The 13,005-nt window shown below is 29.2% G+C and carries 7 protein-coding genes and 5 pseudogenes; 7 read left to right on the top strand and 5 right to left on the bottom strand.

Going from position 1 to position 13,005, the window contains the following annotated elements:
- Positions 1–127 precede the first annotated feature (127 nt).
- Positions 128–1,821: pseudogene (gene lysS, locus ACZ1HD_RS12545) on the bottom strand (lysine--tRNA ligase).
- A 430-nt stretch (positions 1,822–2,251) separates the two neighbouring features.
- Positions 2,252–2,755: a DUF456 domain-containing protein gene (locus ACZ1HD_RS12540; RefSeq protein WP_079737104.1), complete on the bottom strand. Its 504-nt coding sequence runs from the start codon at positions 2,753–2,755 to the stop codon at positions 2,252–2,254.
- Positions 2,756–2,877: 122 nt separating this feature from the next.
- Here ACZ1HD_RS12540 and ACZ1HD_RS12535 point away from each other — a divergent pair.
- The 7 genes and pseudogenes from ACZ1HD_RS12535 to ACZ1HD_RS12505 all read left to right on the top strand — a co-directional run bounded on the left by ACZ1HD_RS12535 (position 2,878) and on the right by ACZ1HD_RS12505 (position 7,661).
- Positions 2,878–3,239 (top strand): annotated as a pseudogene (locus ACZ1HD_RS12535) (BlaI/MecI/CopY family transcriptional regulator).
- 13 nt (positions 3,240–3,252) lie between these two features.
- Positions 3,253–4,212, top strand: a complete 960-nt coding sequence (locus ACZ1HD_RS12530) for a M56 family metallopeptidase (RefSeq protein WP_472687614.1) — start codon at positions 3,253–3,255, stop codon at positions 4,210–4,212.
- 143 nt (positions 4,213–4,355) lie between these two features.
- Positions 4,356–4,796 carry an energy transducer TonB gene (locus tag ACZ1HD_RS12525; protein ID WP_472687613.1) on the top strand — a complete coding sequence of 147 codons (441 nt, stop codon included), beginning with the start codon at positions 4,356–4,358 and terminating at the stop codon, positions 4,794–4,796.
- 10 nt (positions 4,797–4,806) lie between these two features.
- On the top strand, positions 4,807–6,039 hold the full coding sequence (locus ACZ1HD_RS12520) for a tetratricopeptide repeat protein (protein WP_472687612.1): 1,233 nt from the start codon (positions 4,807–4,809) through the stop codon (positions 6,037–6,039).
- 84 nt (positions 6,040–6,123) lie between these two features.
- The gene (locus ACZ1HD_RS12515) at positions 6,124–6,345 is read left to right on the top strand and encodes a hypothetical protein (RefSeq protein WP_472687611.1); all 222 of its coding nucleotides are present in this window, start codon (positions 6,124–6,126) and stop codon (positions 6,343–6,345) included.
- Between the two features lie 43 nt (positions 6,346–6,388).
- On the top strand, positions 6,389–7,147 hold the full coding sequence (locus tag ACZ1HD_RS12510) for an energy transducer TonB (RefSeq protein ID WP_472687610.1): 759 nt from the start codon (positions 6,389–6,391) through the stop codon (positions 7,145–7,147).
- Positions 7,148–7,208: 61 nt separating this feature from the next.
- Entirely contained in the window at positions 7,209–7,661 is a 453-nt protein-coding gene (locus ACZ1HD_RS12505; RefSeq protein WP_340932866.1) for an energy transducer TonB, read from the top strand.
- A gap of 67 nt (positions 7,662–7,728) precedes the next feature.
- On the opposite strand, the pseudogene obgE reads toward ACZ1HD_RS12505, so the two are convergent.
- The 3 pseudogenes from obgE to secDF form a co-directional block, all read right to left on the bottom strand.
- A pseudogene (gene obgE / locus ACZ1HD_RS12500) lies at positions 7,729–8,717 on the bottom strand (GTPase ObgE).
- Positions 8,718–8,769: 52 nt separating this feature from the next.
- Positions 8,770–9,887, bottom strand: a pseudogene (locus tag ACZ1HD_RS12495) (adenylate kinase).
- A gap of 93 nt (positions 9,888–9,980) precedes the next feature.
- Positions 9,981–12,979, bottom strand: a pseudogene (gene secDF / locus ACZ1HD_RS12490) (protein translocase subunit SecDF).
- Positions 12,980–13,005: the final 26 nt, after the last annotated feature.

The following is a 13,005-nucleotide window of genomic DNA, read 5'->3' as shown; positions in this document are numbered from 1 at the left end:
TAATATTCCTATTTTAGTAACAAACTTAGAGTAAAATTTATTAGTAGTCAACCAAAGATTTGGTAAAAAAAACAAGGAACTACATTTCTGTAGTTCCTTTTTAAAACTTTATGTTTAATTAGAAGTTTTATAAAGCTTCTACAAACAAACCTTCGTCTGTTTTACTTACTTTGGCAACTTCTTTTTTGGTTAAACCTTTAATAGTTTTATCCCATTTTTTATTAGATAAACCAGATTGGGTTTTTAATTCGTTTAAGTCTATTTTTTCAGCTTTTTCAATCATAGCTAAAACCGCTTTTTCTTCGTCGTTTAACTCGATAGAAGGTGCTTTTTTCTCTGGTCTCATTTGAGGAAAGAAAAGTACTTCTTGTATCGATTGGTTGTTGGTTAAGAACATAATCAACCTGTCCATACCAATTCCCATACCGAAGTAGGTGGCATACCATATTCTAAAGAACGTAAGAAATCGTGATCTATAAACTCTGTAGCTTCATCGTCACCTTTTTGAGCCAATTTAAGCTGATGTTCGAAACGTTCTCTTTGATCAATCGGGTCGTTTAATTCTGAATATGCATTAGCAATTTCTTTACCACAAACCATTAATTCGAAACGTTCTGTTAATTCTGGATTATCTCTGTGCTCTTTACAAAGCGGAGACATTTCTTTAGGATAATCTGTAATAAATGTTGGCTGAATGTAGTTTCCTTCACATTTTTCACCAAAAATTTCATCAATTAATTTTCCTTTACCCATTGTTTCATCAACAGGAATATTCATTCCTTTAGCAGCTTCTCTAATTTCATCTTCTGTTTTTCCTGTAATGTCGAAACCAGTAAAATGCTTAATAGAATCTGCCATTGTAACTCTAGCATACGGTGCTTTAAAATCAATTTTATGTTCACCAAAAGTAGCTTCAGAAGTACCGTTAACCGCAATAGCACAATGTTCTAATAATTTCTCACAGAAATCCATCATCCAGTTGTAATCTTTGTAAGAAACATAGATTTCCATAGCTGTAAATTCAGGATTGTGTGTTCTGTCCATTCCTTCGTTTCTAAAGTTTTTAGAAAACTCATAAACACCATCAAAACCACCAACAATAAGTCTTTTTAAATATAACTCATTTGCAATTCTCATGTATAACGGTATATCTAAAGAATTGTGATGTGTAATAAATGGTCTTGCCGCAGCACCACCAGGAATAGGTTGTAAAACTGGAGTTTCAACTTCAAAATAACCAGCATCATTAAAGAAAGAACGCATTGCATTAAACAATTTTGTTCTTTTAATAAAAACTTCTTTTACATGTGGGTTTACAACTAAATCTGCATAACGCTGTCTGTAACGCATCTCTGGATCTGTAAACGCATCATAAGTAACACCGTCTTTTACTTTTGGCATTGGTAAAGGCTTTAAAGCTTTAGATAATAACTTAAAATCTTTAACCATAACGGTTTTTTCACCAACTTTGGTTGTAAAAAGTGTTCCGGTAATTCCTACAAAATCTCCTAAATCTAATAATTTCTTAAAGACATTATTGTATAAAGATTTGTCTTCGCCAGTACAAACTTCATCTCTATTAAAATAAAGCTGAATTCTACCTTCACCATCTTGTAACTGTGCAAAAGAGGCTTTACCTTGTATATTAATTACCATTAATCTACCTGCAATAACCACCTGTTTATCTTCCGCAAAGTTCTCTTTAATCTCTTTCGAATTGGTATCTACCGGAAATAATTCTGCAGGATAAGGGTTGATACCCAAATCTCTTAATTTTGTAAGCTTTTCTCTACGTACAACTTCTTGTTCTGATAATTGCATTTCTTATATATTAATGATAAATTTTTAAAGACTGCAAAGATACAATCTTTCAAGAATTTAACAATTGTAGATTTCAAGAAAATAATAAATATTTCTTGTAGATATCATAAAACGTTGTATATTTGCCCGCTACTTTTTGTTGAAGTAGCATTTAGTTGTGTTGTTTGGCACTTTATAAAAAGTGTCGTGGTTTTGTTAACCAATGGAAAGCTTCCCTTAAATGGGACGCTTTTTTTTGCTCTAAACTCAACAAAATTTCTTTTTTTGAAGCTATTCCTGCTTTACGCAATCGCTTTTTTTATTCAGAAAAAGAATAAAAAAAGAGCTCAAACAATGCTGCAATCAGGGCTAAGCGCATTTGTAAGCTATTATACAATTCTATTTTATGTCGCAATTTTTTATAAACTTATATCTTTTGTCAAAATTAGAATTAGAAAAAAGAAGCTTTGTATTCCCAAAATTTCATCAGAAATAGAATTACAAAAACAAAAGATACCGAAAACTTTATAGTTGCAGAAGCTAAAATTCCTATAAACGAACCGAAAGAAGCCTTTAAAGCTCTGTTTGTATCTTTACTATCATACATAAGTTCGCCAATTAATGCGCCAAAAAAAGCACCAATTAACAAACCAAAAGGAATCGGAATAAAAAACAAACCAATAAATAAACCTATTGTTGTGCCATAAACACCATTTTTACTGCCACCAAAACGTTTAGTTCCTATTGCCGGAATTATATAATCTAATACCCAAATTAGAATTGCAATTGCCAATGTAATTCCTAAGAAAGTCCAATTAGTTGCTATTACAGATGTAAAATGTAAGATTAACAAACCCAACCAACCTGTTAAAGGACCAGGTAAAACAGGTAAAAATGAACCTACAATTCCTAAAAGAACCAGTAAGAAACCTATTATTAATAAAAAAATATCCATAAGTACTTTTATTGTAAGACGAAGTTATAAAACGTTTGTTACATTAATTTATAACTAAAAAATTAGTTTAAACTAATTTTTTAGTTATATTTGTATTGTTGAACTAAAAACTTAGTTATAATATGAGTAAACAATTAACAAAAGCAGAAGAGCAAATAATGCAAGTATTGTGGGATTTAAATGAAGCCTCTGTAAAAGAAATTATAGCTGTTTTACTGAACCTAAACCAGCATACAATACTGTTTCTACAATAGTAAGAATTTTAGAAAATAAAGAATTTGTAGCGCACAAACCGTTAGGTAGAGGTTTTATGTATTACCCAATAATAGACAAAGAAACTTATAGCAACCAGAGTTTACATAAATTAATGAATGGTTATTTTAATGGGTCTTTTAAAAGTATGGTTTCTTTTTTTGTAAAAGAAAACAAAATGGATGTTAAAGAGTTAGAGTCTATTTTAAAAGAAGTTAATAAGAAAGAATAAAAAATTAAATGCTATGATTAATTATATAATTCAAGTAATCTTATTTCAAATATTGTTTTTAACTATTTATGATTTCTTTTTAAGTAAAGAAACCTTTTTCACTAAAAATAGATGGTATTTGTTAAGCACACCAATACTGTCTTTTTTATTACCATTAATAAAAATACCAACATTTCAAAAAGCGGTTCCGCAAGAATATATTGTGTACTTGCCAGAAGTCGTTATATCTCCAGAAACTGTTATTCAGAAATCAACGTGGTATCAATCTTTAAATTATATCGATATCATATTTGCCATTGGTGTTATTGTTTTTACAGTGGTTTTTTTATCAAAATTAATACAAATATTCAAGCTTATTAATTCTTATAAACTTGTAAGAAAAGTAGGGTATACTTTGGTTTTAATCCCGAATCAATCAAAAGCATTTTCGTTTTTTAATTATATTTTTTTAGGAGAAGAAATCCCAGAAAATCAAAAAGAACAAATAATTGCGCACGAGTTAGTACATAGTACTCAAAAGCACTCTTTAGATTTATTATTGTTTGAGTTTTTAAAAATTATAATGTGGTTTAATCCGATGATTTTTATTTACCAAAAAAGAATTACCCTAGTGCACGAATATATTTCTGATGAAGTTGCCACCAAAAATGAACCCAAAGAAAATTACATAAATAAATTGCTATCAAGTTTTTTTCAGGTTGAAGATATTGCATTTATCAACCAATTTTACAAACAAACATTAATTAAAAAAAGAATTATTATGATGAAGAAAAAACAATCTAAAAAAATGAATCAGTTAAAGTATTTGGTATTGATTCCGGTATTAATGAGTATGCTTTTTTATACCTCGTGTTCTGAAAATGAATCTAATTTAATTAGTGGACAAAAAAACTTACGAAATTATATTACAATGATAATGGGAAAATCAATGTTAATACAGGAAAAAAAGAAACCTATTTTGATTCTTACATAGGAATAGGAGAAGAATTTAGAATACCTCAAGGAGAGGAGTTAGCGTTTGAGGATTTAAATGATGGTGAAAAAGAAGAATATTTATCTAGAATGAATATCTTAGATAGTTTTGCAAAAGCCAGAAACAGAGAGAGAGTTGTAAGTTTGAAAATTTTCACTTATCAAGATAACAGAAAGGTTTTAGTTATGGTTCCTGATTTTTCTGTTTTGAAAAAAGAGAAAAGAAGTTCTAACGATAGTTCTGTAAATATTTTAAAAATAGAAAAGGCTCCAACTTTTCCAGGATGTGAGGAAGGAGATAAAAATTGTCTTCATAAAAGTATTCAACAACATTTTAGTAAAAATTTTGATACAAACTTACCAGATAATTTGGGCTTATCATCAGGTAAAAAAAGAGTTTTTGTTGGTTTTAAAATAGATAAAAATGGAGAGGTTATAGATTTGAAAGCCAGAGCTCCACATCAAGAAATTAAAGAAGAAGTTTTAAGAGTAATGAGTAGTTTGCCAAAAATGATTCCTGGTGAAAATAAAGAAGGAAAAGTTGTGGTTAGTTACAATGTACCATTTACTATTTTGGTAAACTAATTTAAAATAAATGAAAAAGAGAATTTTAATTGTATTACTATTTGTGGTGGTAAAAGTCGGGGCGCAAACCTCGGCTTTTTCTGCGATAGATAGTTTATCAGATAATGGTAGATATCATTTAGCATTAAAAAAACTAAAGGCAATAAAAGACCAATCGTTTTTGTCAAACTATAAAACTGCTGTTATTTACGAATCTATCGATAACTATAAAGAAACAGCGAATTATTTAGAAAAAGCTTTAGATTTTAAAGAGGATAAAAAAGCGAGTTTAAAATTGGCAAAAGCATATCAAAAATTAAGTAAATCGAATCAGTCAATTGCTATTTATGAGAAATTACTGGCAAAAGATTCTTTAAACTTAATTTTAGAATATCAATTGGGTAAGTTGTATTTACAGTATAGAAAAAGCAAAAAAGCCATTTCTTTATTTAAAGATTTAATAGAAAAAGATAGTACAAATGCTCATTATTCTTATCAATTAGGATTAGCATATGCCTACACAAAAGATAGAGATCGTATGATAAATAGCTTTATCAAAACTTATAAAAAGGATAGTTTACATGTAAAGTCAATTTCAAAATTGGCTCTTAGTTTTTTTAAGTTAAGAGAAAAGGATTCTACTTATTTGTTTATTAATAAAGGTTTAGCAGTTGCACCAAACCATATCAATATAAATAAGGTGAAGGTAAATCAATTTTACAGAGAGAAAAAGTATAAAGAGATTGTGCCCATTTTGTTAAAGCTAGATAGTATAAAACCTATGGATTTGTTTACAAACACAATGTTAGGTAAAGTGTATTACAATTTAGAAGATTTTGACAATGCAAAAGTAAGATTTGAAAATGCAGCAGAAATAGATGCAACTAATTTTAAGACTTTTACCTATTTAGGCCATATAGATATTAAAAAAGAAAATTTTTCTAAAGCAATGTTTAATTACTTAAGAGCAGCAACTATTGGTAAAGAAAAACGAGACGAAGAATATTATGGTTTGGCATCTGCATATTATAAAATGAAACGACCTAAAATGGCTTTGCGTTTTTATGAAAAAGCATTTGAAGAAAACCGTAAAAATCACAATGCAAAATTTCAGGTAGCTAAAATAACAGACGATCTTTATAAGGATAAAAAAATGGCTTACAAACAGTATAAAAGCTATAATGATCGTTTTAAAAATTTAGATAAAGTAGAAAGCGAATATGTACAAAAAGAATATCAGAAATTAAAAAAGACTACTTTATGAGAGGTGAGAAGTTAGAAGAGTAATTCATTAAATTTTAGTAGTTTTACAATGCAAATAAAACATTGTTTCAATTACTCCTAAAAAATGAGATTACTACTAACATTATTATTACTAATATTTTCTTTTTCTATACAAGCACAAGATAATAAAGACTTGGCAAGAGTTTATTTTAATAAAGCGCTTAAAAGTTTTGAGGCGTTAGATTTAGAAAAAACAACCAAATATTTACAAAAAAATAAAGAATTAAATAACGGAATTACTCAAGAGAAAATAGCCATTTTTGGCTCTAATTTTTTTATGATTTAGGAGATTACATAAAAGCAGAAGAATATTTTAAAGCTTTTTTAAGTTGAATAAAAACAAATCTTCACAAAGCTATAAAGATATGCTTGTGGCATATACTAATAACTTAGATGCTAAAGATTCTCCTAATAAATCGGTAAATAAATTAAAAGTTTTAAAACAAAAAAAGGAAAAGCAAGATGCTTTAGATAACGCAAAAAATCTAGCATTAAAAAAACAAGAAATTGCACGGTTAAAAAAGGCTATCTTATCTTTAGAAAAATCACTTTCTTATGTATCTAATAAAAATTCTGATCAATATAAAAAGATGAAGTCTTCTTTAGATAAAATGAAAGAAAACTTAAACTCTTTAGGCGGAACATTAAATACTTCTGATACAAATGTTTCAAAAAACAAAACTGTTGATGCAAGTAATATTTTTACAGAATTAACTAAAAAATCATTAAAACCAGTATCTTTTACTATCATAGAAACGCCGCCAATTTTTCCTGGTTGTGAAAAAAGTTCTTCAAAAGAAATTAAAAATTGCTTTAGTTTAGGTGTTAAAAGACATTTTCTGAAAAATTTTGACGCAAATCTTCCAAGTAAATTAGGATTAACTGTTGGTTTAAAAAAGATTATTATACTTTTTAAAGTAGATGAAAAAGGTAATGTAATTAATATTGATGCAAGAGCGCCGCATCCTAAAATTAAGGAAGAAGCTATAAGAATTGCGACTTCTTTACCTAAAATGACACCAGCAACTCAAAGAGGTAAAACCGTTAAGGTTGCTTATAGTTTTCCGTTTTCTATAATGGTAGAATAAAAATTATTATTTATTTAAATTACGTTAACTTTATATAATGGTATTTCGAACAGTTTTTCTGATGCTTTTTATTGCAGTATTTGCTTCTTGTACTAATTTTTCTTTTGGTACAAAAAAGCAAACACAGGCATTAGATACAATTGTTAATTTTTCTTCGGTAGATACTTCGCCTTCTTTTAAAGTTTGTGATTCTCTAATAGCTAAAGAAGAAAAATCGAATTGTTTTAGAAATACAATTCATAATAAAATAGGAGAGGAGTTACTAAAACATGAGTTTGCTGTAGATAAGGCTGTTTCAGAAATAGTTTTTGTGGACTTAGTAATAGATTCTAAAGGAACTATTTTATTAAAAGACATAGAATCATCCGAAGCAATTAAAAACAGTTTACCACAGTTAGATAGTATTATACTACTTTCTGTAAATAAAATACCTAAAATATATCCTGCTATTAAAAGAGGAATTCCTGTAACAACAAAATATAGGCTGCCCATTTTAATAGAATTAAAAGAATAAAAAAGCCATTTTAGAAAATATAGATTCTCTAAAATGGCTTTTTAAATTTGTTTTAAAACTGATTTTTTTAATTCAGCATTTTCCAAAGTTTGTCTTTTAATTCTTGTAAACCTTTTTGAGCAACCGAAGAAATAAAGATAGCTTCTACACCTTTTGGTAATTCGGCTTTAATTTCTGCTTGTAACTCTTCATCTAACATATCTGTTTTAGAAATAGCTAACAATCTATCCTTATCTAACAACTCTGGATTGTGTTTTTTAAGCTCGTTTAAAAGAATTTCATATTCTTTATTAATGTCATCACTATCTGCAGGAACTAAGAATAATAACGCAGAGTTTCTTTCGATATGACGTAAAAAACGATGACCTAAACCTTTACCTTCTGCAGCACCTTCTATAATACCAGGAATATCTGCAATTACAAAAGATTGATGATTTCTATATTCTACAATACCTAAATTTGGTTTTAGTGTTGTAAAAGCATAATCTGCAATTTTAGGTTTTGCAGCAGTTAAAACAGATAATAAAGTAGATTTACCCGCATTAGGAAAACCAACCAAACCAACATCTGCTAATAACTTCAATTCGATTCTAAACCAACCATCTTGACCATCGATACCAGGTTGAGCGTATCTTGGTGTTTGGTTTGTAGAAGATTTAAAATTCCAGTTTCCAAGTCCGCCTTTACCACCAGGTAATAAGATTACTTCTTTTTGATCTTCTGTAATTTCATGCAAAATTTCATCCGTATCTGCATCTCTAATAATTGTACCTAAAGGAACATCGATATAGATATCTTCTGCATCTTTACCAGTACTTCTACTTGCACTTCCTGCGCCACCACCTTCTGCTCTAAAATGACGTTTAAACTTTAAGTGAAATAATGTCCACATGTTTTTATCTCCACGCAAAATTATGTGTCCTCCACGGCCACCATCACCACCATCAGGTCCTCCTTTGGTAATGAATTTTTCTCTGTGTAAATGCACAGAACCTTGACCTCCTTTACCGAAGATGCGTAAATCTTTATATAATCGACAAAATTTCCTTCAGTCATGTTTTCTAATTAAATATAAAATTAAATGCTTAATTACATTTAATTTAAAAATTTATAAAGTATCAAATACTTTAGAAATTCTTTGTGTTATTTCTTCTATAGAACCAACACCATTAATTCCGTAATATTTATTTTGAGCTTCAAAATAATCTTTAAGAATTGCAGTTTTTGTGTTGTATTCATTAAAGCGGTTTCTAATTTTACCTTCGTCGGTATCGTCTGTTCTTCCGCTTGTTTTACCTCTTTCTAATAAACGAGTAACTAATACGTCTTCCGGCACTTCTAAAGCAACCATACCATTTATTTGTTCTCCTTTTTCCGCTAAAAATGCATCTAAAGCTTCTGCTTGAGATTCTGTTCTTGGAAAACCATCAAAAATAAAACCTTTAGCATCTGTATTTTTTTCTACTTCTGCTTTTAGCATGTTAATAGTAACCTCATCTGGTACTAAATTTCCATCATCCATATATTTTTTAGCCAACATACCAAGTTCTGTTTGGTTTTTGATGTTAAAACGGAATACGTCTCCAGTAGAAATGTGTACTAAATTATACATTTCTTTTAAATACTCTGCTTGTGTTCCTTTTCCAGCTCCTGGAGGGCCAAATAATACGATGTTTTTCATTTGTGGTGTTGTTGATAATTGATATATTTCAGGTAATTTCTTCCTAAACCATTATAATCTAAACCATAACCAACAATAAATTTATCTTCGATACTTTGACCGATATAATCTATGGGTAGTTCTTTTCTAAAAACATCTGGTTTAAAAAATAATGTAGCTACTTTTAGTTGCTTTACATTTTTATCTTTAAAGATATTATAAATTTCTTGAAGCGTTGTACCTGTATCTATAATGTCTTCTAAGATGATAACGGTTCTGCCAGTTAAATCTTCGTTAATACCAACTAACTGTTTAACATTATCTGTACTACTTGTGCCATTGTAAGAAGCTAGCTTAACAAAAGAGACTTCACAATCGCCTTGATATTCTCTAATAAAATCTGCTGCAAATAAAAAGCATCCGTTTAAAATTCCTACAAAAATTGGAACTTCATCTTTTGGTAAATCTGCTTTTACAGCTGTTGCTAAATACTTTACAATTGCCGAAATTTTATCCTTATTAATATAAGGTTTAAAATAAAGGTCTTGAAGTTTTATAATACTCATAAGTTTGCAAATATAACTGCTATTAATGAAATGAAAAAACCGTTTTCTTATGTTTAAGCACAAGAAAACGGTTTTTGTTAAGTTAAGTTAGAACTATTTGTTCTTTTCTTCTTTTTTTGAAGTATCAAACATTATTGGTGTTGCCACAAATAAAGATGAATATGTACCAACTGCTACACCTACAATTAAGGCAAACATAAATCCTTTAATAGAATCTCCACCAAATAAGAAGATTGCTAACATTACTAATAATGTTGTTAAAGAAGTGTTGATTGTTCTTCCTAAAGTAGAACTTAATGCTTTGTCTACAACTTCGCTGTATTTCCAGTTAGAATGGATACCTGCAAATTCTCTAATTCTATCGAATATTACCACGGTATCATTTAGCGAATAACCAACAACGGTTAATATTGCCGCAATAAACGATTGACCAATTTCCATGTCAAAAGGCATAAAGCTATAAGTGATAGAGAATACACCTAATACGATTAATACATCATGGAAAACTGCAATTACAGCACCAATAGAGAAAGATACTTTTCTAAAACGTAATAAAATGTATAAGAATACTACTAATAAAGAACCGAATACTGCATATAATGCTGATGTTTTAATATCATCTGCAATAGTTGGTTCTACTTTAATATAACTCATTACACCAGCACTTTCTTTTTCGAAACCTGGTTTAAAGTTTTCGTAAGAAGTTTCACCTAAATAAGATTGTAAACCTGTAAATAAAGTGCTCTGTACTTCTTCGTCTACTTCTTGTCCTTCGTCTTCTATTTTATAAACTGTTGTAATTTTTAATTGATTTGGCGTACCATAAGTTTTTACTTCGGTGCAGTACCAAATGCTCCTTTTAAAGTTTCTGCAACTTCTGTAGCATTCATGTCTTGATCAAAACGAACAACATAAGATCTACCACCTTTAAAATCTACACCTTGCTTTAATCCGATAGAAAAAATAGAGATTAAACCTCCAATAATAATTGCACCGGAAATTACATAAGCAATTTTACGTTTCTTTAAGAATTCTACATTAATATTTTGGAACCATCCTTTAGAGAAAGAAGTGTTAAATGTTAATTTAGAATTTTTATTTACAGCACCGTCAATTAATAAACGTGTAATAAATACTGCAGTAAATAAAGATGTTGCAATACCAATCATTAATGTTAAAGCAAAACCTTTAATTGGTCCTGTACCAAAAACATATAAAATAATACCTGTTAATAATGTAGTAATGTTTGCATCAATAATTGCAGATAATGCTCCTTTTACAGAGAATCCTTCTTCTACAGATTGCTTTAAACCTTTCTTTTTAGATAAACTTTCTTTAATTCTTTCGAATATAATTACGTTGGCATCTACAGACATACCTATTGTTAAGATAATACCAGCAATACCAGGTAAAGTTAATACAGCATTAAATGATGCTAAAATACCGAAGATAAATAAAATGTTTACTGCTAATGCAATATCTGCATATAAACCAGCTTTACCATAGTATAAAACCATCCGGATTAAAACTAATAAAATAGCTAAACCAAATGAGTTGATAGAAGCGTTGATAGATTCTTGACCTAAAGAAGGCCCAACAACTTCTGCTTGAATAATTCTTGCAGCAGCTGGTAATTTACCTGCCTTTAATACTGTAGCAATATCTTCTGCTTCTGCAACAGTCATGCTTCCACCGTAAATAGAAGTGCTACCACCTGTAATTGCATTATTTACTGTTGGTGCTGTATAAACGTTATCATCTAATACTACAGCAATAAATTTGTTTGGTTGTGCAGCTAAATCTGTTGTTAATTTTGCCCAAGCTTTTGTTGCACCACTATTCATTGTCATGCTTACTTCTAGCTTGTTTAATTGACTGTATACTTGAGACGCATCTAAAATTACATCACCTTCTAAAGGTGCAACATCATTTCTGTTAGATTTTATAGCGTATAAAGCAACAATTTCATCAGCTTCAAACTCATCATCTGAAGTTGCATTTCTTTCTGTAGAAAAAGATTTATAATCCCATAAGAATTTTACATAACGTAACTCGTTTGGTAATAAATCTCTAATTTCTTTTCTCTTTAATAAATCATTTACTTTTGCAGTATCAATTACTTTAGAATAACCAATTGTAGAGCTTATTTGTGCTTGCATTGGGCTTAAGTAAGAGAAAAGCATTTTTTGATTTACTTGTGTAGAATCGATAGATTCTCCTAATAAATCATCAATATCATCTTTTTTAGTAGTGTCCTTTACTTTTTCAGTTACAGATGTATCTTTTAATAACTCGATAGACTTAGAGTTTGCTACAGATAAATATTGTAAAACTTCTGCATTTGTGTAAACTTCCCAAAACTGTAATTCTGCTTTACTTGTAATTAAAGAAGTTACACGTTCGATGTCTTTAGCACCAGGTAATTCAATTTGAATTCTACCGGAGTTACCAATTCTTTGAATGTTTGGAGAAGAAACTCCAAATTTATCAATTCTACTTCTTAATACTTCAAAAGCAGTACCAATAGAACTGTTTATTTCTTTTTGTAAAGTTTCTCTAACAGAAATATTGTTTTCGTTAAAAGAGATTTTATCACTTAATGCTTTCGTACCAAAAATTGATGGATCGCTTAATTTAGTATCTCCAGCAAGTAATTCGAATTCTTCGAAAAATAAATCTAAATAGTTAGAGTTACTACTTTTTTGCTTCTCGTCTGCAATTTCTAAAGCCTTGTTAAAAGCTTCGTTTTTAGAATCGTTAGATAAATTCTTTAAAACTTCTTTTACAGAAACTTGTAAGATTGCATTAATACCACCTTTTAAATCAAGACCAAGATTCATTTCTTTGTCTCTTACATCGTTATAAGTGTATTCTGCAATACCTAAATCTACAATGTTTTTATTAGCAACACTGTCTAAATATTTTTTTTCTGTTGTTGCTTTTAATCTAGCATCATTATCAGTTACTTTTTCTTCTGCATATACTTTTGCATCATCTTCTACCTTATTGGCTAAAAATGTAAATGATAGTTGATATAAACTCACTATTCCGAAAAGGATAGCGAATACTTTAATAAGTCCTTTGTTTTGCATGTTTTTTATTTTATTGTCTGCTTTTT

Source organism: Polaribacter sp. HA6-7, from assembly GCF_055693625.1.
This window is presented reverse-complemented; position numbering and strand designations above follow the sequence as displayed.

What these genes read in the sequence shown, in the direction of transcription:
- ACZ1HD_RS12530 (WP_472687614.1), top strand. Translation starts at nt 3,253, where the DNA reads ATGATTAATTATATAATTCAAGTAATCTTATTTCAAATATTGTTTTTA.
- ACZ1HD_RS12520 (WP_472687612.1), top strand. Translation starts at nt 4,807, where the DNA reads ATGAAAAAGAGAATTTTAATTGTATTACTATTTGTGGTGGTAAAAGTC.
- ACZ1HD_RS12505 (WP_340932866.1), top strand. Translation starts at nt 7,209, where the DNA reads ATGCTTTTTATTGCAGTATTTGCTTCTTGTACTAATTTTTCTTTTGGT.
- ACZ1HD_RS12540 (WP_079737104.1), bottom strand. Translation starts at nt 2,755, where the DNA reads ATGGATATTTTTTTATTAATAATAGGTTTCTTACTGGTTCTTTTAGGA.
- ACZ1HD_RS12515 (WP_472687611.1), top strand. Translation starts at nt 6,124, where the DNA reads ATGAGATTACTACTAACATTATTATTACTAATATTTTCTTTTTCTATA.